The organism is Glutamicibacter ardleyensis (genome assembly GCF_014644555.1).
GTDB classification, from domain to species: Bacteria; Actinomycetota; Actinomycetes; order Actinomycetales; family Micrococcaceae; genus Glutamicibacter; species Glutamicibacter bergerei.
The window spans coordinates 58,087-81,325 of the sequence record NZ_BMKX01000003.1 but is presented as its reverse complement, the minus strand read 5'-3'; the positions used below and the strand labels follow the sequence as shown (position 1 = coordinate 81,325).

26 protein-coding genes and 1 tRNA gene are annotated in these 23,239 nt (G+C 54.7%); 13 read left to right on the top strand and 14 right to left on the bottom strand.

The features are described 5' to 3' along the window. Window positions 1-10 precede the first annotated feature (10 nt). The 8 genes from IEX04_RS08155 to IEX04_RS08120 form a co-directional block, all read right to left on the bottom strand. Window positions 11-238, bottom strand: a complete 228-nt coding sequence (locus IEX04_RS08155) for an NF038396 family protein (RefSeq protein ID WP_096256935.1) — start codon at window positions 236-238, stop codon at window positions 11-13. Between the two features lie 5 nt (window positions 239-243). Beyond that, entirely contained in the window at window positions 244-792 is a 549-nt protein-coding gene (locus IEX04_RS08150; protein ID WP_096256934.1) for a dihydrofolate reductase, read from the bottom strand. Then, window positions 789-1,604 (bottom strand): thymidylate synthase, encoded by an 816-nt coding sequence (locus IEX04_RS08145; RefSeq protein WP_188684975.1) that lies wholly within the window; start codon window positions 1,602-1,604, stop codon window positions 789-791. Before IEX04_RS08145 ends, IEX04_RS08150 begins: the two co-directional genes overlap by 4 nt. 64 nt (window positions 1,605-1,668) lie before the next feature. After that, window positions 1,669-1,998: a GNAT family N-acetyltransferase gene (locus IEX04_RS08140; protein WP_188684973.1), complete on the bottom strand. Its 330-nt coding sequence runs from the start codon at window positions 1,996-1,998 to the stop codon at window positions 1,669-1,671. Between the two features lie 81 nt (window positions 1,999-2,079). Next, window positions 2,080-3,081 (bottom strand): NUDIX hydrolase, encoded by a 1,002-nt coding sequence (locus IEX04_RS08135; RefSeq protein WP_096256931.1) that lies wholly within the window; start codon window positions 3,079-3,081, stop codon window positions 2,080-2,082. Then, window positions 3,081-5,297, bottom strand: a complete 2,217-nt coding sequence (locus IEX04_RS08130; protein ID WP_096256930.1) for an RNA degradosome polyphosphate kinase — start codon at window positions 5,295-5,297, stop codon at window positions 3,081-3,083. Before IEX04_RS08130 ends, IEX04_RS08135 begins: the two co-directional genes overlap by 1 nt. A gap of 85 nt (window positions 5,298-5,382) precedes the next feature. Beyond that, window positions 5,383-6,342, bottom strand: a complete 960-nt coding sequence (mshD, locus tag IEX04_RS08125) for a mycothiol synthase (protein ID WP_188684972.1) — start codon at window positions 6,340-6,342, stop codon at window positions 5,383-5,385. A gap of 50 nt (window positions 6,343-6,392) precedes the next feature. Continuing rightward, a complete protein-coding gene (locus IEX04_RS08120) occupies window positions 6,393-7,049 on the bottom strand; it encodes a winged helix-turn-helix transcriptional regulator (RefSeq protein WP_188684970.1) in 657 nt (218 codons plus the stop codon). Between the two features lie 128 nt (window positions 7,050-7,177). Between IEX04_RS08120 and IEX04_RS08115 the strand changes: the two genes are divergently transcribed. The 3 genes from IEX04_RS08115 (at window position 7,178) to ygfZ (ending at window position 9,871) form a co-directional block, all read left to right on the top strand. Beyond that, window positions 7,178-7,912 carry a hypothetical protein gene (locus IEX04_RS08115; RefSeq protein WP_188684968.1) on the top strand — a complete coding sequence of 245 codons (735 nt, stop codon included), beginning with the start codon at window positions 7,178-7,180 and terminating at the stop codon, window positions 7,910-7,912. Between the two features lie 256 nt (window positions 7,913-8,168). Then, entirely contained in the window at window positions 8,169-8,783 is a 615-nt protein-coding gene (locus IEX04_RS08110; RefSeq protein ID WP_188684966.1) for a heme-binding beta-barrel domain-containing protein, read from the top strand. Window positions 8,784-8,785: 2 nt separating this feature from the next. Next, window positions 8,786-9,871 carry a CAF17-like 4Fe-4S cluster assembly/insertion protein YgfZ gene (ygfZ, locus tag IEX04_RS08105; protein WP_188684964.1) on the top strand — a complete coding sequence of 362 codons (1,086 nt, stop codon included), beginning with the start codon at window positions 8,786-8,788 and terminating at the stop codon, window positions 9,869-9,871. Between the two features lie 71 nt (window positions 9,872-9,942). Here the strand turns inward: ygfZ and IEX04_RS08100 are convergent, their stop codons facing one another. The 4 genes from IEX04_RS08100 to IEX04_RS08085 all read right to left on the bottom strand — a co-directional run bounded on the left by IEX04_RS08100 (window position 9,943) and on the right by IEX04_RS08085 (window position 13,051). Beyond that, window positions 9,943-10,971: an ATP-dependent 6-phosphofructokinase gene (locus IEX04_RS08100; RefSeq protein ID WP_096256924.1), complete on the bottom strand. Its 1,029-nt coding sequence runs from the start codon at window positions 10,969-10,971 to the stop codon at window positions 9,943-9,945. A gap of 221 nt (window positions 10,972-11,192) precedes the next feature. Continuing rightward, complete coding sequence (locus tag IEX04_RS08095) at window positions 11,193-11,435, bottom strand: PspC domain-containing protein (RefSeq protein WP_096256923.1); 243 nt, start codon at window positions 11,433-11,435, stop codon at window positions 11,193-11,195. Window positions 11,436-11,449: 14 nt separating this feature from the next. Next, window positions 11,450-11,692, bottom strand: a complete 243-nt coding sequence (locus IEX04_RS08090) for a hypothetical protein (RefSeq protein ID WP_096256922.1) — start codon at window positions 11,690-11,692, stop codon at window positions 11,450-11,452. A gap of 12 nt (window positions 11,693-11,704) precedes the next feature. Beyond that, window positions 11,705-13,051 carry a PspC domain-containing protein gene (locus tag IEX04_RS08085; RefSeq protein ID WP_188684962.1) on the bottom strand — a complete coding sequence of 449 codons (1,347 nt, stop codon included), beginning with the start codon at window positions 13,049-13,051 and terminating at the stop codon, window positions 11,705-11,707. 124 nt (window positions 13,052-13,175) lie between these two features. On the opposite strand from IEX04_RS08085, the gene IEX04_RS08080 reads away from it, so the two are divergent. Continuing rightward, entirely contained in the window at window positions 13,176-14,447 is a 1,272-nt protein-coding gene (locus tag IEX04_RS08080) for an ATP-binding protein (RefSeq protein WP_188684960.1), read from the top strand. Next, entirely contained in the window at window positions 14,440-15,117 is a 678-nt protein-coding gene (locus tag IEX04_RS08075) for a LuxR C-terminal-related transcriptional regulator (RefSeq protein ID WP_188684958.1), read from the top strand. Before IEX04_RS08080 ends, IEX04_RS08075 begins: the two co-directional genes overlap by 8 nt. Before the next feature lie 65 nt (window positions 15,118-15,182). Here IEX04_RS08075 and IEX04_RS08070 read toward each other — a convergent pair whose 3' ends face one another. After that, on the bottom strand, window positions 15,183-16,382 hold the full coding sequence (locus IEX04_RS08070; RefSeq protein ID WP_188684956.1) for a pyridoxal phosphate-dependent aminotransferase: 1,200 nt from the start codon (window positions 16,380-16,382) through the stop codon (window positions 15,183-15,185). A gap of 261 nt (window positions 16,383-16,643) precedes the next feature. Between IEX04_RS08070 and IEX04_RS08065 the strand changes: the two genes are divergently transcribed. From IEX04_RS08065 to IEX04_RS08030, 8 genes are all read left to right on the top strand, one after another. Further along, window positions 16,644-16,716: transfer RNA gene (locus IEX04_RS08065), tRNA-Trp, on the top strand. Between the two features lie 116 nt (window positions 16,717-16,832). After that, complete coding sequence (gene secE / locus IEX04_RS08060) at window positions 16,833-17,087, top strand: preprotein translocase subunit SecE (protein ID WP_096257076.1); 255 nt, start codon at window positions 16,833-16,835, stop codon at window positions 17,085-17,087. A gap of 72 nt (window positions 17,088-17,159) precedes the next feature. Next, window positions 17,160-18,032: a transcription termination/antitermination protein NusG gene (nusG, locus tag IEX04_RS08055; RefSeq protein ID WP_188684954.1), complete on the top strand. Its 873-nt coding sequence runs from the start codon at window positions 17,160-17,162 to the stop codon at window positions 18,030-18,032. A 128-nt stretch (window positions 18,033-18,160) separates the two neighbouring features. Next, a complete protein-coding gene (gene rplK / locus IEX04_RS08050; RefSeq protein ID WP_096256916.1) occupies window positions 18,161-18,592 on the top strand; it encodes a 50S ribosomal protein L11 in 432 nt (143 codons plus the stop codon). Between the two features lie 136 nt (window positions 18,593-18,728). Continuing rightward, a complete protein-coding gene (rplA, locus tag IEX04_RS08045; RefSeq protein ID WP_096256915.1) occupies window positions 18,729-19,430 on the top strand; it encodes a 50S ribosomal protein L1 in 702 nt (233 codons plus the stop codon). Between the two features lie 715 nt (window positions 19,431-20,145). Next, complete coding sequence (gene rplJ, locus IEX04_RS08040; protein WP_096256914.1) at window positions 20,146-20,670, top strand: 50S ribosomal protein L10; 525 nt, start codon at window positions 20,146-20,148, stop codon at window positions 20,668-20,670. A gap of 71 nt (window positions 20,671-20,741) precedes the next feature. Next, on the top strand, window positions 20,742-21,116 hold the full coding sequence (rplL, locus tag IEX04_RS08035) for a 50S ribosomal protein L7/L12 (RefSeq protein WP_096256913.1): 375 nt from the start codon (window positions 20,742-20,744) through the stop codon (window positions 21,114-21,116). Window positions 21,117-21,262: 146 nt separating this feature from the next. After that, entirely contained in the window at window positions 21,263-22,438 is a 1,176-nt protein-coding gene (locus tag IEX04_RS08030) for an acyltransferase family protein (RefSeq protein ID WP_188684953.1), read from the top strand. On the opposite strand, the gene IEX04_RS08025 is transcribed toward IEX04_RS08030, so the two are convergent. Next, window positions 22,392-22,889 (bottom strand): aminoacyl-tRNA deacylase, encoded by a 498-nt coding sequence (locus tag IEX04_RS08025; RefSeq protein WP_096256911.1) that lies wholly within the window; start codon window positions 22,887-22,889, stop codon window positions 22,392-22,394. The genes IEX04_RS08030 and IEX04_RS08025 overlap by 47 nt on opposite strands. Window positions 22,890-23,239 lie beyond the last annotated feature (350 nt).

Genomic DNA, 23,239 nt, shown 5'->3' with positions numbered 1-23,239 from the left:
AGCAGAAGCTTTACTTCTCCTCTAGCAACAGTTTGCGATTTTTGATCGCCCACATTGCGGCAAAGATAAATAGTTGGGTGGGAACCAACAACAAGATGAGGCCGAAGATCTTAGCGCCGTCGAGCACCATGAAGAATCCCAGCACCGCTACCACAAGGGCGAGCAACGGGAACAGCATGTATCCGAGGATAAACAGGGCGTCAGAGTGTTGTTTGAGCTCGCTCAAGTATTTTTTCACGTAGGTTAGTCCTTTTCACGGATCCAGGATTCGAAGCGGTATTCGGTTCCGCTTTTTGAACTGTGCCATTGCTCAGCCGGGTCGGCTGAGGACAGGACAAAGTCTTTAGTCAATGTGGGGGCTTTGGTATCCCCGGTGGGATTGAGGTTCAGCCGTGTAATCACGGCGATGTCCAACAAATCCAGGGTGGCGGCGTAGAGCTTGCCTCCGCCGATAATCCAAATTTCTTCGCTGCCTTCGCTTTGTTTAGCAAGAGCTAAGGCTTCGTCTACCGAGCCGACAGGAAGTGCGCCGGCGGTGCGTAGCTGCTCGTGGTCACCGGAGGTCACCACGATATTACTTCGGTTCGGTAGCGGCCGATATTTCTCCGGGAAAGAGTTCCAGGTATTGCGACCCATCACCACCGGATGACCGGCTGTGACTCGTTTAAAATGCGCGAGATCTTCTGGCACATGCCAGGGCATCGTGCCGTCAGCACCAATAATGCCGTTGGCGCCCTGCGCCCAAATGGCACCTATGAGGCTCTGAGATTCTTTGGCGTGGCGTGAACTCATACCGCAACGCTCCCCTTGATCGTTGGGTGATGCTGGTAATCCTTGAGCACAAAGTCTTCGAGCGTGTAGTCAAAAAGCGACTGTGGTTTGGACGCGAATTCCAGCGTTGGGTACGGATACGGATCGCGGCTGAGCTGTTCACGAACCTGGTCCAAATGGTTGGTGTAGATGTGTGTGTCTCCACCGGTCCAGATGAATTCGCCCGGTTCCAAATCAAGCTGTGCGGCGACCATCTTGGTCAGCAGCGCGTAGGAGGCAATATTAAAGGGGACTCCGAGGAACATGTCAGCGCTACGCTGATAAAGCTGGCAGGAGAGTTTTCCATCGGCGACATAAAATTGGAAGAACACGTGGCACGGAGGCAGCGCCATGTGCTTAATTTCCGAGACATTCCATGCCGAAACGATATGACGACGAGATTCCGGATTGCTGCGCAGGGATTCCATGACCTCGGAAATCTGGTCAATGTGCGAACCGTCCGGGGTGGGCCAGCTACGCCATTGCACACCATAAACCGGACCGAGCTCGCCGTCTGCATCGGCCCACTCGTTCCAAATGCGCACGCCTTGATCCTGCAACCACTTCACATTCGATTCGCCACGCAAAAACCACAGCAGTTCCGCGGCGACAGATTTGAAATGCACCCGCTTAGTGGTGATCAGGGGGAAAGATTCGCTCAGATCAAAGCGGAGCTGACGACCAAACACCGAAAGTGTGCCGGTGCCGGTGCGGTCCTCTTTTGCGGTGCCGTTTTCCAGCACGTCGCGCAACAGATCTTCGTATGGGGTCTCGATGTTCTGGGAAGTCACCATTACATCGTAGCTGTAGCGCGGAAGCTCGCGCGAGAGCTACAGGCGAAATGTGAGACTTCGCTAGCTATTGTGTGGCAACCATGTCGTGGTATTCCGGGTAGCGGTTCAAATAGTCCTGCACGTAGCTGCACTCCGGAACGATTTTTGCTCCCTCGGCACGTAACTTATCTAGCACCATGGTCACCAGCGCACGAGCGTAACCACGCTTGCCGAATTCCTCATTCACGATCGTGTGTTGCAAGGTCACCAGCTGATCTTCGCGCTGATAACCAATAAAACCGATGAAGGTCGAACCATGCCAAAGGCTGTAGCGCTGGCGACTCTCGTCATGATCCAGACGCAACCCTTGATGCACAATCTTCTGAACCGGCTGCTCTGGCTGATGAGCGGACATGGCATTAGCCTCCTTGGACGTGACTTCTCTCACCTCTAGTCATAGTCGCTTTTAAGGGTAGATGCAACGCGTGTCCAGCGGTTAGTCGTGATAAGGCGCGTGGATCTCCACCGAAACGAACTTATGTTTGGATCCGGGCACCTGATGGGCGACAATAACTCCGCCCGGTTCTAAGAATGGATCACTGCTCGGCAGCACCGCGGCGGCCTTCGCCGGAAGCTTAGAACGCAATACTGCAATGACTAACGGAAGCACCGGGCGATGCATGCACACCACCTGAGAGCGTGTCTTGGCAACGAGCTTCTCAAGGGCGCGGGTGGCCTTCTCTGGTTTTCGATTGGCCGCGTGCTCGGTGATCGCGTTGATGGTTTTCAGTTTGATCTCGTGCAGGGACACGTAGGGGGTCACCGTTTGGACACAACGAATCCAGGGGGAAGAAGCGACATGTGATGGACGCCAAGCTTCGAGCATCCGGGCCACCGCGAGCGCCTGCCGTCTGCCGGTAGCAGCTAACGGACGTTCCCCCTCAGCACGAGTCCATTTGCCGCGCGGCTTCGCTTTGGCATGACGCACGATGATCAGAGGCATGCTTTCTAAACGCTGATGGGCATGTGCCTTGATCAGGTCATCGAGCGGAGCGATATCCGAGGGGTTAGTTAATTGCTCCCGAGCCTGTTCTGCCTGGACCCAGAGCGACTGATCACATTCGCTCCCGTCGGGTTGCTCAATGATTCCAGCACCAACCTGTGCCGCCCAATAGTAGACAACCTTCGTTTTGTTTTTGACCGTGTATGCGGTGGCCGCTAGCGGCAGTCCCAGGGTGATATTCAGCCCGACTTCCTCGCGGACCTCCCGAATCGCGCATTCGGGGATTGATTCTCCGGCGTCAAGCTTGCCCTTGGGCCAAGACCAATCGTCATAGCGCGGACGGTGGATGAGCAACACCTGCAATTGTCCATGTTCAATTCGCCAAGGGATCGCCCCGGCCGCAATTACCTCAAATTCGCCGAGTCGGATCTCTTCGGCATCGCTGGAACGTTGCAGTGAACAAAGCACCAAGCGGGAGTCTGGAGTACTGGTCACTAGTTGTGCAGCCCGCTCATTCGACGTCGGGCATGTTCTTCCATGAGCCAAAATTGGATATCCGTCAGCGGGTTTCCATCGGCATCACGATGATGTCGGGTCCAGGCCCCGTCGGGTCCCAAATGCCAGCTCATGGTGGAGTCATCCATATAACGCTTCATCAGTCCCGTCATGGTATCGATGTCTTCCTGATCGCGGAGTGAAACCAATGCTTCCACTCGACGATCCAGGTTTCGATGCATCATGTCGGCGCTGCCGATATAGACCAAGGGGTCTCCGGAATTAGCAAAGACGAATACTCGGCTGTGTTCCAAGAATCTGCCGAGGATCGAACGAACCTCGATGTTCTCGCTCAAGCCTGGAAGACCTGGGCGCAACGCACAAATACCGCGCACGATCACATTGACTTTAACCCCGGCCTGGCTGGCTCGGTACAGCGCGTCAATAATGGCTTCATCAACCATCGAGTTGACCTTGATGTAGACCGAGGCATCTTTCCCCTCGGCGGCACTGCTGATTTCTTTTTCAATCAATTCAAGTAGCCCGGTACGTACAGTGCGTGGGGCCACCAGCAACCGGTGATAGGTGGAGCGCGGGGCGTAACCCGAGAGCTGATTGAAGAGTCTTGAAACGTCTTCGCCTACGGCTTCATCACAGGTCAGTAAGCCGAAGTCCTCGTAATAGCGGGCCGTGCGTGGGTGGTAGTTACCGGTGCCGATATGGCAGTAGCGACGTAGCTTGTCGCCTTCCTTACGAACCACCAAGGAAAGCTTGGAATGAGTTTTTAGGCCCACAATCCCGTAGACCACGTGCACTCCGGCTTGCTCCAGTTTGCGGGCCCAACTGATATTTGCCTGCTCATCAAAGCGGGCCTTAATTTCCACCAGGGCCAGGACCTGTTTGCCAGCCTCCGCAGCGTCAATCAATGCGTCAACAATGGGGGAGTCTCCACTGGTGCGGTACAGGGTCTGCTTGATCGCCATGACCTTAGGATCAGCGGCTGCTTGCTCCAAGAAGGCCTGCACCGAGGTGGAGAAGGAATCGTAGGGGTGGTGCAACAGAATGTCGCGCCGGCGGACCGCACCAAAAACGTTGGCGGCCTTCGCGGTTTCCGATTCGTTGAGGAATCGGGAGGTATGGCCAACATGCTTGGTGTAGTGCAGTTCGGTCCGGTCCAAGGATGCGATAACACCGAGCCCACGTAAGTCCAGTGGAGCGGGAAGTCTAAAGACCTCGTCGTCTTCGATATTTAGTTCGCGCACCAACAGTTCGAGGATCTGCGGATTAACATCATCGACGACTTCCAAACGAACCGGTGGGCCAAAGCGGCGGCGCAACAGTTCCTTCTCCAAAGCCTGGAGAAGATTTTCTGCATCGTCTTCTTCAACCTCTAGGTCCTCGTTACGGGTCACCCGGAAGAAATGATGCTCCACGATTTCCATACCTGGGAACAACAGATCCAAGTGCACCGCGATGAGTGCTTCAAGCGGGATGAAGCGTGCGGTGCGTTGGGAGGAGTGAGCGGCTTTGACACCATCGATGCCTACTAGCCTGGCAATGGTGTCCGGCACCTTCAGACGGGCAAACAGTTCCTTGCCGGTCAGTGGATTGCGCACTACCACTGCAAGGTTCAGCGATAGCCCCGAGATGTACGGGAACGGGTGGGCAGGATCCACGGCGAGCGGGGTGAGTACCGGGAACACCTGGGAGACGAACCATGCGGAGAGTGTTTCGCGTTCGGTATCGCCTAGCTCGTCCCAACGAGTAATGCGAATGCCTTCTTCGGCTAATGCCGGACGTACCTGGTCGGCAAAAACCATCGCATGTCGGGTCTGCAGTTCATGAGCTGAATTGAGCAGCAGTTCAAGCTGGTCTACCGGGTTCATGCTGTTGGCTGCGGGAACTGCCATGCCTGTGGCAATACGGCGTTTGAGCCCGGCCACACGCACCATGAAAAATTCGTCCAGATTTGAACCGAAGATTGAGAGAAAATTGACTCGTTCAAGCAGCGGCAGGCTGGCGTCTTCGGCGAGTTCTAGGACTCGCGCGTTGAAGTGCAACCAAGATAGTTCGCGGTCCAAGAAGCGTTCATTGTTAAAATCACCCTCGGGGTGCCGCACGGGCGATTTTATCGCCGGCTCAATGCGGTCCTCATTCATCTTGGATGCTGGCACATCACGAAGTTGTGATGCCGGCTGTTTCGGGGTGGTAGTCATCTACTTAACTCGCTTCTTTCTGCAAGTGGAAACCTCATTGCACCTCAACGCACCGTTCAAAAACTGGTTTATCGCTGGGGCACTATTATTCTATCGGCTGTGGGCCGTACATGATGTCGGTGTCCCAAAGTGTGAAGCCCAATGACCGGTACAGGTTTACCGCAGGCTCATTATCTGCGTCTACGTACAGCAGTACCGAGCCAACGCCGAGCTCCAGCAGGTAGTTCACACCCATAGCCGTCAAGATTCGGCCCAGACCCAAGCCTTGTGCCTCGGGAATCACACCGACGACATATACCTCGCCCATCGGGCGAACCTCGTCGGCTGTTGCTGGATGGATCTTGGTCCAGTGGTAGGCGACCAACTGTTCTTCTGCATCAAAAGCCAAGAAGAAGCCCGTAGGGTCAAACCAGTCCTCGGCCATGCGTGAATCTAGATCCGTCAAGGTCAGCGAGCCCTGTTCCGGGTGATGCGCGAAGGAGGCGCTATTTGCTGCCAACCAGGCAGGCTCGTCCTCGCCCACGCGGAAGGTACGCACCGTGCTGCGTTGTTTGAGTTCGGGAACTTCTAAAGCTTCGGAATCATCACGACGTAACTTGTAAAGCTCGCGCACGGTGGCAAGGCCGATGCCGGCTGCTAACTTTTTAGCTGCTGGATGTCCACCATGAGCCCAAGCCTGAATGCTGCTCAATTCAAGGTCTTCGCCTAGGCGTTCAAGCAACGCTGAACCAATTCCTTGCTCGCGGTGTTCTGGATGCACCACAAGTTCTACCACCCAGCTATTTGACGTGGTGTCACGTACCGCGACAAGCACGCCGACCAAGGCAGTTTCCCCTGGTTCTAGCTGGAGTTCTGCGCGCAGGCTGAGTACCGATTCGGCGGAATCTTCCGTGGCTAGAGCCACCAGAGTCTGGTCGCTGAGCGGGGGATTCCCATCGGATTCTTGCGCCCTGATGGCAAGTTTGCGAACGTCGGAAAGGTCGCGTTCTTCCAGTTCACCTTGCGTTTTTTGGATGGACAAAGTTGTCTGTGGCAGTTCGCTCATACCTTCACCTTAGCCCGATGATCCGCGCGTGGACTAGTAGCGGAACAAACTTAAACTTCGCTGTGGAAGCGGTAGCCGACATTTCGCACGGTGCCAATCAATTGTTCGTGATCGGTACCAAGCTTTGCGCGTAAACGACGCACGTGAACGTCCACGGTTCGAGTGCCTCCGTAGTAGTCGTAGCCCCACACCTCGTGTAGTAGCTGTTCACGGGTGAATACTCGGCCAGGAAATTGCCAGAGATATTTGAGCAGCTCAAATTCTTTGTACGTCAGATCCAGTATGCGGCGATCGATTCGAGCGGTGTAACTAAGCTCATCGATGGTTAATCCGGAAGTGTTCTTCGGAGCAACGGTTTCGGGTTGCGCCGAAAGGATCAGCCTGAGACGCGTTTCGAGTTCTCCGGGTGCCGCGGTGGGCATGATGAAATCCGAAACGTTCCATCCTGCGTTCAACACTCCAAGGCCACCCTCGCCAATGACCAAAAGCAGTGGCAGGTTGGCTGTAGAGTGTATGGTTTGCGCCAAGGTTCGGGACGCGACTAGGTCGGTGCGAGCATCAAGAATGACCGCTTCGCTCTCACCTAGTTGACTTAGAGCCTCGGAGTTTGCAGGCAGGCAACGAACTTCGTGAAGCAGTAGTTCTAACGCCGGAAGTACCTGAGCGCCGGTGTCTGCATTATTGCTCAGGAGCAGTAGGTGCGCCATGACGGACTTCCTCCTGCCAAATAGTTACAAAAATTTAGTTTTTACGTGTCACAGTATAAGGAAAGAACCATTCAAAGCGTGCATGTGGACATGCAAGTGCCCCGACTATTACCGATGGGAAATTTGGTTTGCGAATCAAGGTACTGATCAGTGGGCTGCTGGCGGCCGCCCTATTGCTTGGAGCTGCCGCTTGGAGTTCGGTGAACTTTGCAATGGCAGTTGTCGCCGTAGTGGTGCAACTAATTTTTGCCTACGCTTGGCCTCGTATGACACGTTCGGAGACTCCGTGGACCCTGAGCGTGATCCTCTCGATCTGTGCGTTAGCGTCCACCGCGGCGACCCTTTTTATGCCCGGAGCCACGCAAACTTCACATAGCGTGGAGGTCATTGCCGCCGGCGTGCTATTAATTTTCATTACGCAAGTATTGCGTGGTGCTTCCTCCGAGGGACGACTAGCCGGTGTGGTCTCTGGAGTGACCGGTTTGGCCATTGTGACCCAAGGTTCCGGGTGGGCTGCGATTGGGCTTACCGAGGGGGCCTTTGGGACCACCTTGACCACGTTGTTGGCGTTGCTCGGTGCCGGAGCTATCGCGATTACCCGCTGGCCTGACCGCATCACCTTTATCCTTGCACCGCTTATTGGTGGCGCCCTTGGTGCGCTAGCTAGCGCGTTGACCTTTGGCCCGGACTGGGCTCCGGCGCTTTGCATCGGAATTCTTTCAGGACTGCTGGTCGGTAGCTTGCGCGCGTTGGCTTTGTCCTCGCGCAGTGTGCGCACTATCTCAGGAGTACTCGCGCTAGCCTGTGGAATCTTGCTGCTGGCCGGGGCACTGAGCTGGTATGCGATGGCCCTGTTGAACTAATTGAAGAAATGTGATGCCTGCTTCGTCACGAGTGTCGGAAATGGCAAGGCGCTCGGGCTAAGATGTAGGCATGAATGAAAATTACCTTGCACTCGAAATTTTCTTCCTCGCCTTGCTGACCGTTGCAGGTCTGGGCATGGCCGGATTCGCTGGACTTGTTGTAAAGCGTCTTTTCAAGGGGCAGAAGTAAAAATAGCGCACACAAAAATGTGTGCGCTATTTTCATTTAACGAGGCTTTAAGGAGCAGCTAGTTTAATGGCTTTTGATATTCCCACGGATCTCACGCCGGAACTCGTCCCCTTTGCTTGGCTTATTGGTAGCTGGGAAGGGACCGGGCGCCTCGGTGAAGGGGAAGAGTCGGATCCGCACTTCTGGCAACATGTCGCCTTCCGCGACGTTGGCGCACCATATTTGGAATACCGTAGCGAAGCGTGGCTGACCGATGCCGATGGCACCAAGCTACGCATCCTGTCCGTGGAAAACGGCTTTTGGGCGTTAGAACGCCAACAGCAAGATGCCGACGCCGGTCCAGGAATGACGCCCGGAGATATCTTCCCGGCACTACGTTCGGCAGATGATGTGCAGAAATTGCACACCAAAGAGGGATTTAAGATCCAAGCGCATATTGTGCAGCCTGGCGGAATCTCGGAACTTTATTACGGGCTCATTGATGGCCCGCGTATCCAGCTGGCCACCGAAGCGCTACTGCGTAGCAAAAATGCTAAACAGTATGCCTCGTCCACCCGAATGTATGGACTCGTTAACGGAAACCTGTTCTGGCGGTGGGATGTTTCCTTAGGCAACAACGACCTGAAGGCACATGCCTCGGCCGCCCTCAAGCGCGTCACTGCAGAAGCGATGGAATCCTAAAGATGAGCGAAAATTCGTACCGATCGGTACTCCTAGACCGACAGTCAGCGATTGCAGGTACCGGTGCAGACGCCGGTGTGGCATCCCACTACGGTGCTCCCACCCGCGAAGCCCGTGACCTCTTTGCGGGCAAGGCCATTGCTGATCTAAGCCACCTGGATGTGTTGGAGCTACGCGGTGAGGATCGCCAAAGCTGGTTGAACACGCTCAGCAGCCAGTCGATCACCAACCTGAAGCCCGGAGAATCTAGCCAGGCGCTGCTGCTCTCGGTGCAGGGACGTATTGAGCATGAGATGAAGGTGCTCATTGACACCGATCGGGTACTGCTCATTACCGAGCTTGGCCGTGCCGAGCCACTGCGTGAATTCCTTAATTCAATGCGGTTCATGTTGCGTGTAGAGATTACGAATCTCTCCGAAACCCACGGTGTACTCGGTGCAGTGCGCGAGATTCCCACCTGTAATGACCTGGTGTGGCGTAACCCTTGGCCACAGGTCAACGCTGGTGGCTGGGCCTACTCACGCGAGGACCACCCCGGTCTGGAACGTCCTTGGTTCTTGCATATTGTTGAGCTTGATCGACTGGCTCAGGCCGTGGGCGAGGAACAGCTTGCCGGAACAATGGCCGTGGAGTCTCTTCGCATCGCGGCGTGGGAACCACGCTTCGGCTTTGAAAATGATGACAAAACCATTCCGCACGAGCTGGATTGGTTACGTACCGCGGTACACCTAGACAAGGGTTGTTACAAGGGCCAAGAGACCGTTGCCCGGGTGCACAATATTGGACACCCGCCACGTCGTCTGGTCTTTTTGCACCTAGATGGTTCGATGCATACTCTTCCAGCCGAGGGCTCGGAGATTAAGCTTGGCGAACGCACCGTTGGAAAGTTGACCTCGACGAGCCTGCACTTCGAAGCGGGTCCGATTGCCTTAGGTGTCATCAAGCGCAATGTTGATCCCGAAGCCGTGTTGACCGTGGTGGATGGCGAAAGTAATTATCCGGCCTCACAAGAAGTTATTGTGGCCCCGGACGCCGGACAAACCGCTGGCCGGTTCACCGGGTTCTTGCGTACCCCACCGAGCAAGTAACACTCCACGCATCAAAAATGGTCGTGTCCTTCCGGAATCCGGAAGCACACGACCATTTCTTTTACCGTGTTTTAGCCGAAGAGCACACGCGCCTCTTCATAACGATCGGTAGGTACACGTTTGAGGTTATTCAACGCCGCTCGCAGTGGCACCCGGTTTACCTTGGTGCCATGAATAGCCACCATGGTGCCCCATGCGGAGTCCGCCACCGAATCTACAGCTGCCATACCTAGACGCGTGGCTAACACCCGGTCGAAGGCGGTGGGGACGCCACCGCGCTGGATATGTCCCAGTACCGTGGCGCGAGTTTCTAATCCCGTCTGTTCTTCGATAAGTGGGGCGAGCATTTCACCGATGCCGCCCAGCCGTGCCCGGCCGAAACTATCCACCCCGCGCACGGAAAACGCTTCATCAAGACCTTCGGGAACAAAGCCCTCGGAGACAACAACGAGCGGGGCGCGTCCACGCTCATGTGCTTCGCGGACCCACTGGTAGATTTCCTCCATGGTCGTGGAAACCTCGGGGATCAGGATTGCGTGAGCGCCGGAGGCCATGCCAGCGTGCAGGGCAATCCAGCCCACGTGCCGTCCCATCACTTCGGCGATCATGCACCGGTGATGTGAATCGCCGGTGGTGCGCAACCTGTCGATTGCTTCAACGGCAATCTGGTTGGCGGTATCAAAACCGAAAGTGTAGTCGGTGGCATCAAGATCATTGTCGATAGTTTTGGGCACACCCACCACCGGCAAACCGGCCTCGCATAGGCGCTGTGCGCCGGCCAGAGTTCCTTCGCCACCGATGGCAATCAGTGCATCGATTTGGTGCTCTTTGAGCATTGCCGCGATATTTTCCGCCCCGCCATTTTCACCTTCAAAAGCGTTGGTGCGTGAGGTTCCCAGAATGGTTCCGCCTTGTTTGGCGATACCGCGTACTGCGGTGCGTGGCAGCTCGAAGTAGTCTGCGTCTTTGACCCCGCGCCAGCCATCGCGGAAGCCAACAAATTCATAGTCGTAACTTTTGATGCCGTTGAGCACGGCTCCACGAATCACTGCGTTGAGACCCGGGCAGTCGCCACCCGAGGTCATGATTCCAATGCGCATTAACCCTCACTTAGTAAGCAGGGAAGACCTCGAATATTCGGTGAACCTAAGAAATATTATGTGCATTAGGCGCCGGATATCCGCGGAAAACCCTTCGGACGTCTTTCGATTCCGCGCGCCATTGAGCATCGAGTTGTGTTCGATTCTACGTGTTTAAAACCACAAGAGCGAGTTGCCTCCACTACTAATGGAAAGCAACCCGCTCTATGGGGAAGAGATGATTAGAACTTGCGGAGCATCTTCTGCAACACAATGCTGTCGTCCTGCGCCGGGATGAGCAGCCACGCCACGATGTAGGCGCCAATACCAATGACCGGTAGGAGGAAGGAAAGCAGCATGCCAATGCGTACCAAGGTGACATCCCAACCGAATTTTTCGGAAATGCCGCCGGCGATCCCGGCGACCATGCGGGCTGGACCGCGGCGTAGTGGCATTGAACGGATCTGGTTAAAGAAGGTATCCATGATTTCTCCTGAAGTTATTTGTTGTTGCTAGAAAAGTTGTCGTTGTTCTTGAGTTTAGCTTTGCGTGCCGACGCAATACCCGAAAAAATCATGGCTACACCGGCCAGTGCTACGAGGCTGATGAAGAATAAGGGAGTGTCGAACTGCCAGTTAAAGACGGTCTGGCTGAGCGAGGCAAGCGCAATGACGATCAGGATCAGACCGAAAACCAGCGTGCCGGCAGGGAACTTTGATTCGCTCTGTGGTGAGGTGTTCATGGTGTCTGCTCCTTAGAAATCTGTCTTGGTTTCGGTGAGGCCCGGTGTTGAAATGCTGGTGTCAAAACTGGAAAAGACACCATCAATCTTGACCGTGAGCACCGGAGCGTCTGCTGGAAAATTCATGTTGTCCTGGGGCAACTGCGCACCATCATTGGAAAGAAAAAGCCCGTTAGTTTCGATTTGGACCGGCACGTTCGCCGGTAAGGCAATATCAAGCTTCGAAAAAACCGAATCAATTTCAACGGTTTTTGGGGCGGTGATGTTGTTCAGGCCCCGTAAATCCACGGTTGAACTGCTGAAGACCGCGCTGTACTCACTGTCCTTATCAGCTGACTGATAAATTCCGTTATTTCCCGGGCGGAAGTCTGAACCGGAAAAGACGACCGTTAGGACGAGCAGGGGGATTGCTAGTCCTAAAAGCCCGCCACTGGTGCGATTTGAAAGTGCGGCAAAGACCATGGACAGGCCCACAAGGAACAAACCGGATGCTAAGGCTACGGACCAACCGTTTCCTGGCAGATCCACCATCTTGAGGTAGTCGAGGCTGAGAATCAGTGCGACGGCTAGAACAGTCACACCGAGGATTACCGTTGAGACCCATCCGGGGATCGGAGGAGCGTTGCGTAACTTCTTTGCCGGCTTACCGAAGGGTGGATCCTCCTGTGGCGGCGTGTGGCGTGGCTCTTGGCCGGCGCCGTAAGTATCGGGTTCCACTGGCTTCTCCTCAAACTTCGGTTGCTGCTGACGTGTGGTGGCGAAGGAAGTGGTCGCCGAATCTGCGGCAGTCGGCATGGTCGCGCTGACGCTAAAAGATGACTCACCGGGATCTCGCCACGGAACTTCGATGACCGACCCAGTGCGCGGATGGGGCGCCGACGTGGTGTCCGTCGCTGGAGTTTTTGTTTTGTGATCCTCCGAATGTGTAGCTTTAGACCCGGCGAACTTACTGTTTCTGCGGCTAAAGATCACAAATGCGATACCGGCAATCACCAAGACCGGCCAGAGCACTGGTGCCACGGTACTCAGAAGCCACGGGGCAACGAAGATGCCAACACCTAGAAAAATGGAAGCACCGGTTAATGCAGCGGCCCATTCTTTGTTGACAATAGCTTGTTCCAAATGGATTTTTCCGCTGGTATCAGCCAGTAAGGCCCAAGCAATCGCGTAAATAATGAGCCCGAAGCCAGCCAACAAACTCAGTGCAACAAAAACGCCACGCACCAACACGACATCAACGTTGAGTCGAGTGGCGATACCGGCCGCGACACCGCCGAGCCACTGCGAGTCTTGGCGATTGATGCCTGCGCCGCGCAGTCGCTCAAAGATATTGCTGGGTGAAGGGTGTTCGTTGTTCATGCTTCAATCCTCTCGCGTGAAGCGTGTTGACGCTATGAGGGGCTACCCTGATTCTTCCCCTAGTGGACCCCCACTTCTGCTCCAAGCCCAGTTTTATTCTGAGGATCATGCTTGACTTGTCACTATGGAAAGTTCTGAGCAGCGCACTTCGATTGTTCGCAGCGATTCAGGGCTCATCGCGGGGGTATGCGGCGGGTTAGCGGCGCACCTTGGATTCCCGGTGAGCTATGTTCGTTTCGGATTTGTCGCACTGACCGCGTTAGGCGGGGTAGGAGTGCTGCTCTATGCCTGGTTGTGGGTTTTTACCCCTAGTGCCGAAGAATCCAAAGCAGACCAACTGCGTTCGTGGGGGACAAGCAGGCGAACGCTCGCCGAAGAAATGGGTCGTGTTCAGCAAGGGATCCCAAGCCCTAAGGAAATGACAGCGAAGCTCGCCTCCTGGCGGGAGACGCTCATGGGTACCGGCTTATTGCTTATTGCGGTGTTGGCCTTAGCGCAATGGCTGGGACTGAACATCCGCTGGGACCTGATCTGGCCGGCCATGGGCATTGTGGCTGGTGTGCTTTTGGCTTGGCTGCAGATTGATGGGCAGCGTTTATCTGGGGATAGCAAGTCCAGGGCAATGGTGCTCGGACGGTTGATCCTGGGGCTGATTCTTGCCATCGGTGGGTTACTGGCTATTTTGAGCGGTACCGTGAGCACCTCGGATCTAATCGGTGGCATGTGGGCGGCGTTAGCAATTATTGCCGGCGCGGTGGTGGTGTTGCTGCCGTGGGGTGCCCGCTTGTGGCGTGATTACCTCGCCGAGAGAAGTTCTCGCCAAGCCGCCGCACAGCGTGCTGACTTTGCCGCGCACCTACATGATTCGGTCTTGCAAACACTGGCTGTGATCCAAAAACGTAGTGATGATCCGGCGGCCGTGCGTACCTTAGCCAGGGTGCAAGAACGTGAACTGCGAGCATGGCTTTATGAGACCGAAGACCTCGATGAAGAAGACGTTGTCGTGGAGTTGCAGTCCGAAGCAGATAATATCGAAAAACTGATGTTACGTGATGTTGATGTGATTGCAGTGGGTCATGCCAAAGGATTCGACGGACAACAGGCTCTAGTCGCAGCAAGCCGCGAGGCAATGATGAACGCGGCGAAACATGCCGAAGGAAAGATTTCCGTATATCTAGAGTGCAACAAGGAACTAGTAGAAATATTTATCAGGGACCGAGGCAGTGGCTTTGATGTCGAAGCCATTGAAGAGGATCGGCATGGGGTGCGCGAATCGATTATTGGACGTATGGAGCGTGCCGGGGGCAAAGCCGTAATCCGCAGTAGTGAAACCGGCACCGAAGTGGCCTTGAGCATGCCGCGAAGCAGCGAGCAGGAAGAACAAAACAATGAGTAGCGAACTGAGCAATGAGCAGAACATTCGTGTTGTCCTAGTTGATGACCACGGAATTTTCCGCTCCGGCCTACGTGCGGATCTCAGCGAAGATCTAGTGATCGTTGGCGAGGCAGGCAGCGTCGAGAGCGCCATCGAGGTCATCGAGCGAGAGCGCCCCAACGTGGTGCTGCTCGACGTGCATTTACCTGGTGGGCGTGGTGGCGGAGGTGCAGAAGTACTTGCCGGCTGCGCGCATCTTTTGGGCAACACTAAGTTTTTGGCGCTCAGCGTTTCAGACTCCGCACAGGACGTCGTCACCGTAATTCGTGCCGGAGCGCGCGGATATGTCACCAAGAGCATTTCCGGGACAGAGATCTCTGACGCGGTCCGGCGGGTGGCCGGTGGGGATGCGGTCTTCTCGCCACGGCTAGCAGGGTTTGTGCTGGACGCCTTTGGAAGTTCCAGTGTGGCCGAGGTGATGGGCATCGATGAAGAGCTTGATCTGCTTTCGGACCGTGAACTGCAAGTGATGCGTCTGATTGCGCGCGGGTACAGCTATAAGGAAGTAGCCAAAGAACTATTCATCTCAGTGAAAACTGTTGAATCGCATGTATCTAATGTCTTGCGCAAACTACAGCTTTCAAATCGCCATGAGCTCACCCGTTGGGCAGTAGACCGAAAAATCCTCTAAGAAACCGGTAAAACACGTATGGCTCGATCCTCAAGGATCGAGCCATACGCGTTTTGCTTGAAGATTTATTCGCTGTCGCCTAGCAATTTAGCCATGCGTGAGATACCCTCGGCGAGGTCTGCATCGCCTAGCGCGTAGGACATGCGAATGTATCCCGACGGGCCAAAGGCTTCACCAGGAACGACTGCTACTTCAGCCTGCTCAAGAATGAACGCGGCTAGCTCGGCGCTCGTGTTGTTCACAACTCCGCGGATCTTGCGACCTAAGAGGCCACGCACGTCCGAGTAGGCGTAAAAAGCACCATCGGGCATTGGGCAGTGCAGCCCCTCGATAGAGTTCAACCCCTGGACAATAGCCAGACGGCGACGGTTGAAAGCCATCTTCATTTCTTCAACCGCATCCAGTGGACCGGCAACGGCGGCCAAAGCTGCCCGTTGGGATACGTTGGCCACGTTTGAAGTCGCATGGGACTGCAGGTTAGTGGCGGCCTTGATGACATCTAGTGGCCCGGCCATCCAGCCCACGCGCCAACCGGTCATGGCGTAGGTTTTGGCGACACCGTTGAGGATGACCACACGATCCTCGAGCTCGGGGACCAGCGTGGCGATCGAGTTGAAGGTAACATCCCCATAGGTGAGGTGTTCATAGATTTCATCGGTGACTACCCATAGACCCTTGGATGCAGCCCAGCGACCAATTTCGGTGATTTGCTCCGCGGTGTACACGGCGCCGGTCGGGTTAGACGGTGACACAAACAGAAGGATTTTTGTTCGTTCGGTGAGCACCGACTCTAGTTGTTCAATGGTGACCTTGTAGCCTTGCTCGGGTCCGGCAAAGATTGATACTGGCACACCACCGGCGAGCTGGACGGACTCCGGGTAGGTTGTCCAGTACGGTGCGGGGATGATGACTTCATCGCCTGGATCAAGCAGGGCTGCAAAGGTGTTGTAAACCGCTTGCTTGCCACCGTTGGTCACCAGTACCTGAGATCCGCTGAGCTCGTACCCGGAATGACGCAAGGTCTTCTCGGCGATTGCTTCGCGAAGCTCCGGCAGACCTGCTGCGGGGGAGTACCGGTGATTCTTTGGATCCTTGGCTGCCTCGACTGCTGCCTGGACTATGTAGTCCGGGGTTGGGAAGTCCGGCTCGCCGGCGCCGAATCCAATCACTGGACGGCCGGCGGCTTTGAGTGCTTTCGCCTTGGCATCTACTGCGAGGGTGGCGGACTCGGAGATGGCGCCGATGCGGCGAGAAATTCTAGACATAGAAAGTGCATCCTGACGGTACGTGAGCTGCTGTTACCTGCAATCCTAGTAGCCTGCAATTAGCTATGCTCGGCGAAGTCGGTAAATGACACGAACTGTTTATGATCAGTGGCGCGGAATGCGGTGTGCGACACACAGCGGGCAGTCAGTTCGACATTTGCTATTTCGTTGCGTAAAGTTATTTCTCGTTGCTCAGACATCGACAACGACATGGTCAAACACCTATCGGCTAAGATGTGTGTAGTAAGAGCGGTAGCTCAAAGGGTAGTGGCGCAATTGGTAGCGCAGCGGTCTCCAAAACCGCAGGTTGCAGGTTCGAGTCCTGTCTGCCCTGCGCAGTTGCGATAATAATCGCACAGCGAATCTCAAATCACGGTGTGTTGTGGTCGGTCCGGCTGCGACGCACCGTGATTGTTTCAACTGGCCAAAAAATTTGAAACGAGGATCAAGTTGAGCGAATCAGCTGCCGTTAATCCCGGAAACGGTGACAAGGCAAAGAAGGGCTTCTTCGGACGCATCTTCCTTTTCCTGCGCCAGGTAATCGCGGAACTAAAAAAAGTCGTGACCCCAACGCGGAGCGAGCTGATCAATTACACGCTCGTCGTAATCGGTTTTGTTTGCATCGTCATGTTGATCGTTACGGTGCTTGACCTCATTTTGGGCCAAGGCTCGATCCTCCTGTTCACTAATCAGCCAGAACAGTAAATTATTTGCCACGGCGGTATAATCGCCGGCAGGTAGTTAGATGTCATTCAGTCAAAGAAAGCAGGAGCTGCAGTGTCCGACAAGGAACTCGAACCGCAGATTAATGACGAGGTCGAAAACGAGTTCGTTGAAACTGAAAGCGAGCAGGTAGAAACCTCCGCTGACGTTGCGACAGACGAGACCGAAGCTCCAGCCGTTGTTGCTGAAGAAGAAGTTCAGACCGAAGTTGTTGAAGACGAATCTGTTGAAGCTGAAACTGACGAAGCTGTCACTGAGTCTGCAGAAGACGAAGTAGAAGCCGATGAAGAAGAAGCGGATTCTGAAGAAGACGTAGTCGCAAAGCTCAAGGAAGAATTCCGTTCGAAGCTGCGCCGTCAGCCAGGTGACTGGTTCGTTATTCACACCTACGCAGGTTACGAAAACCGCGTCAAGCTGAACCTTGAGACTCGTATTCAGACCCAGGACATGGATGATTTCATCTATGAAATCCAGGTTCCGATGGAAGAAGTCGTTGAGGTCAAGAACACTCAGCGCAAAATCGTTCGTCGTGTACGTATCCCGGGCTACGTCCTGGTTCGTATGGAACTGACCGACGCTTCGTGGGGTGTAGTTCGACACACTCCAGGCGTCACCGGCTTCGTAGGAAACGCTCACGATCCGAACCCTTTGAACCTTGACGAAGTGTTCTCCATGCTGGAGCACACCGTGGTTGATCCGATCGAACAACCATCGGCTTCCAAGCCAGGCCGTTCGCCAATCACCGAAGTCACCGTCGATTTTGAGGTCGGAGAAGCGGTTACCGTCAACGACGGTCCATTCGAGACCATGCCGGCGACGATTTCCGAAATCAAGCTGGAATCTGCTCAGCTGGTTGTCCTCGTTTCGATCTTCGAACGCGAGACCCCAGTGACCTTGAACTTCAATCAGGTCACCAAGATCCAGTAGTATTAAGTCTTCGTGCCCCATTCCGTTTGCTTTACGGGGTGAGGGCGCGTTCGGCTGTCGCGCCACGACAGCCACAACCCGTAACACGCTCCTGTGTTATGGGAACTGCAAGAGCATAAGGACCCGACATGGCCCCAAAGAAAAAGGTCACTGGACTCATCAAGCTGCAGATCAATGCAGGTGCCGCTAACCCGGCTCCGCCAATTGGTCCTGCACTTGGCCAGCACGGTGTCAACATCATGGAATTCTGCAAGGCTTACAACGCAGCGACTGAGTCGCAGCGCGGTAACGTTGTACCAGTTGAAATCACCGTGTACGAAGACCGTTCATTCACCTTCATCACCAAGACTCCTCCAGCTGCAGAGCTGATCAAGAAGGCTGCTGGCGTTGCTAAGGGTTCAGCTACCCCGCACACCGACAAGGTTGCAAAGCTGACCCAGGCACAGGTTGAAGAGATCGCCAACACCAAGATGGCTGACCTCAACGCTAACGACTTGGCTGCCGCCTCGTTGATCATCGCCGGTACCGCCCGTTCCATGGGCATCACCGTCGAAGGCTAATTTTTAGCTTTTCGTAGTTCACCTCGGTGACTACACCAAAGAATTTATTATCAAGGCGAGCAGGGAACCCCCAGCTTGCCCGTGGCAGGACCGGGCGCGGTCCATATGACCACGACTGCATAAGGAGATAACGCAGATGGCAAAGCGCAGCAAAGCATACGTAGCCGCCGCGGCTAAGATCGTGGCTGACAAGTTCTACGAGCCAACCGAGGCAATTGCCTTGGCCAAAGACATCGCAGGCGAAAAGACCAACTCGACCGTTGAGGTTGCTTTCCGCTTGAGTGTTGACCCACGCAAGGCAGACCAGATGGTTCGCGGTACCGTGAACCTTCCACACGGCACCGGTAAGACCGCCCGCGTGGTTGTCTTCGCCAACGGTGACAAGGCAGAAGCAGCCCGCGCAGCCGGCGCTGACTTCGTAGGCTCGGACGACCTGATCGAAAAGATCCAGGGCGGCTGGACCGACTTCGACTCGGCCGTAGCAACCCCAGACCTCATGGGTAAGGTTGGCCGCTTGGGTAAGATCTTGGGTCCTCGTAACCTGATGCCAAACCCTAAGACCGGCACCGTGACCATGGATGTGGCCAAGGCTGTTACCGACATCAAGGGTGGCAAGATCGACTTCCGCGTCGACAAGCACGCCAACCTTCACTTCATCATCGGCAAGGCTTCCTTCGAAGCCAAGCAGCTGAACGAGAACTACGCAGCAGCACTGGAAGAAGTACTTCGTTTGAAGCCTTCTTCTTCCAAGGGCCGCTACATCTCGAAGGCGACCATCTCGACTACCTTCGGTCCAGGCATCCCTGTTGACTCGAACGTAACTCGCGTCGAGGCCTAAGCCTTACGAGTACTAAAACCGCGGGGTAGATCAGAGAAATCTGATCTACCCCGCGGTTTTTGTAATTCCACGAACCAGAGGAAACCTCGGTAGCTTTGGCGAGCTAAAGTTGTGGTGAGTACCCTCTCAAAGGGGCCGTGTTTTGTGCCACCGCAGGTTTTTGGCAACCGGGGGACCAGGCCATGACTAGAGGTAAAGCAGCAGGGAAATTCTCGCAGCAGCTAGAGATGCGAATTGCCTGAGTTTTGCCGGTGATCTGTCTGAGATGTGTTCCTTTGCTTCAATAAGTGGTGATAAGGTTTAAGTACCGACTTGATCGGCAGCTTCTGCATGGGCCCCCCAAGACCATGTAGGACCTGGATATAAGAGTTTCCCCAAAACTTTTATATCGACAAGTAGCCTGTTGTCAGCGTCCCCCAAGTGCTGGCTTCAGGCCTTGTCTTTTAACAACCATTAAGTGAGTCGAATCATGGGGGCTGTGCGGCTATCGATTTGGAAGATGCCACAATCCCCGTTTAGACTAGAGATACCGAAGACCGTCGGCCGGACATATGCATGCATAAGTCCCGAAGAGCTCGCAAGAGCGGCCAACGCAGGTTTCATAGATTTGTTTTAACTTGAATTAGTTGAAATGCCCTGTGCTCCTGCGCGGGGCCTTTTTTATTGGCCTCGCCGGTTATGAAACGGTACCGAACAAATCCCCGGAAGGAGTGTTATGGCAACGCCTACCAAGACTGTAGCGATTGAAGCAATCGCTGCAGACTTCAAGGAATCAACTGCGGCTGTCTTGACCGAATACCGTGGGCTTACCGTTGCACAGCTCAAGGAACTTCGCCGCTCACTTGGTCAGGATACCAAGTACGCAGTTGTGAAGAACACCTTGACCGCTATCGCAGCGAAGGAAGTTGGCATCGATGCATTCGATGGTCAGCTTTCCGGTCCGACTGCAATCGCCTTCATCAAGGGTGACGCAGTTGCTGCCGCAAAGAGCCTCACGGAGTTCGCAAAGGCTAATGAGAAGCTTGTCGTCAAGACTGGCTTCTTCGAGGGCAAGGCCCTTGACCAGGCCGGCATCGCCGCTCTGGCAGCCCTGGAATCCCGCGAAACTCAGCTCGCTCGCGTTGCTGCAGTACTGCAGGCTCCGGCCTCCGCTGCTGTGCGCATCGTGGACGCATTGCGTCTGAAGCTAGAAGAAGAGAACGGTGGCGCAGCTGCCGAGGAAGCTCCGGCAGAAGCCTAAGCTTTCGCGACTCTTTCGCATCGTAACCCCAATTCATAGGCCTCAGGGCCAAAACCGAAAGGACGCCGACCATGGCGAAGCTCAGCACTGAAGAGCTGCTTTCAGCATTCAAGGAAATGACCATCATCGAGCTCTCGGAGTTCGTGAAGGAATTCGAAGAGACCTTCGACGTAACTGCAGCTGCAGTTGCCGTTGCAGGCCCAGCAGGCGGCGCAGCTGCTGCTGAAGAAGAGCAGACCGAATTCGATGTCGTTCTTGAGTCGGCTGGCGACAAGAAGATCGCAGTCATCAAGGAAGTTCGTGCATTGACTTCCCTCGGCCTGAAGGAAGCCAAGGAGGTCGTTGATTCGGCTCCAAAGGCTGTCCTTGAGGGTGCAACCAAGGAAGCTGCAGAAAAGGCAAAGGAAGCTCTCGAAGCTGCCGGCGCAACTGTAACCGTAAAGTAAGTACCGCGGTCACTCGCAACTTATTGCCAAAGGGTTCATGGACTTCGTGTCCATGGGCCCTTTGGTCGTTAAAGTCAAATAATGTGTCTAATGCTTTATAACGTTTCTATTAACAGGGTTTATTCAAGTTCATTGTTTACAGTGAAATGGTGTCAACAACTCAAACTCAGGAAACGAAGAAGACAGGTGCACGGCTAGGTTTACTAGACGGCCTACGAATCAGCGCTGCCTTAATCGTGGTTCTTTACCACTACACCGCGTGGGGACACAGCCACTGGGGACTTAAAGCTCCAGATGCTTGGCCGATACTCTCGCAGTTCAGCCGCTATGGCTTGATTGGTGTACAGCTCTTCTTCTTGATCTCTGGCTTCGTGATCTTGATGTCCGTCCAAGGCAAGAACCTGATCCACTTCATTGGTTCACGTTTAGGCCGGTTATATCCAGCCTACTGGCTTGCGGTGATTGCAGCGGCAGTTCTCACCTTCAAAATTTGGCCTGACGCGCAGGACGGACGAAGCCGCGAGGATATCGTCCCAAACCTCACCATGGTCCAACAGGGCATGGGAGTGCGAGACCTTGACGGGGTGTACTGGACCCTGTGGGTGGAGTTCCGCTTTTATGTGTTGCTTGCACTGCTGTTAGTTGTCGGACTAGTTAAAATCAAAAACATCATGTGGCTGTCGTTTATCTGGCCGACTCTCGGAATCCTCCTGCACGTAGCTGGCATGGACAAAGCCCAGGAGTGGATTGCTGGGCAATACGCGGCACAATTCGCCGCCGGCATGGTTCTGTTTTTGATTTACCAGAACGGGCACACCATCGGGCGTTGGGCTATGGTCGCATTCAACACCGTAGTCTCTGCTTACTTCACCGGATTGAAGGGTAGCTTCGACAACGACTACCTCTCTGGATTAACTGTCCCCGCCTGGCACTTCTCGCTGCTGGCAGTCCTCTGCGTAGCCTTGTTGGCAGTATGTACGCTGACGCCACTGAAAAATGTCCAGGCGCGATGGCTAGTCGTGGCAGGGTCGCTGACCTACCCGTTGTACCTCTTCCACCAAATCTGGGGATGGTGGATCATCCATAGCCTGAGCGACACCATGAACAAATATGTGTTGCTTGCGTTGACCTTCGCCATCATGCTTCTCGTGGCCTACCTGGTGGCTCGCTTTATTGAAAAGCCAGTAGGTCTCTGGCTACGCAATGAATCCATCAAGTCCCTGACTGCTTTGAGCGCTTGGGCTCAAAGACTTCCGGTTTCAGGCCTTGGCTCGGCTACTCGGAAATCGAAATATCGGCAATCGTGGCATCAAATCCGTTAACCAGGTCCTGAGGATCAACCAGTAGTCCGTGCTCGGGTTCACCGCATCCTAGAGCTACTGCCTCGGGGACAGGCTCTGTGAAAACGCTGGCATCGATATATACCGGAAGCACTGAATGAGAGCCGAACGGAGTAATCGTTCCGCGTACGTAGCGCGTGACGTCGTAGGCAATATCAGCATCTGGCAGTGAAAGCTTGTTAACTCCTACTACTTCGCGTAGTTTCGGCCAGCTTAGTTTCCGTCCGCCTGGCACCAAAGCAAATAGGTACGTGTCGTCGGAACGCTTAATAACAAGAGTCTTCAACAAATGGGCTGGAATCACACCGAGTAGTTCTGCGGCGTGCTCTAGAGAATTGGCCGGCTCACGCGGAACTATCTCAATAGGTATATCCCGACGTGAAGCATCGAGGCTGACTCGGGTAAGTGCTTCGTTAACCTTTGACTGATTCATGCTTCTGCACTCCTAGCTTTTGACTGCTATCTTCTGCGCCGGCTCAAGGCTTGCTGCCCATGGAGGGTTCAGCAGAAAATAAGACTTCAATTTCCACTGATGCTCCTGCCACTTGGGTTTAGCCTTCCCCCGAGGCTAGCTCATAATCTTGAACTTTTGGAGATCTAGGACACACAGTCAGGCAATGGTAAGTCGAGCTTTACGTCTAATGGCTTGTTCTGCGTCTACGGTCTGCGAAGACTGTGGGTGGCGTGCGGGACCAAGGAGAACGGAAAAATCTTCAGACGGTGCACGTGAATCCTATTGCGCATCCCTGCCGGGGGCATTAAGGCGGAAGGTGCTCAATGGGA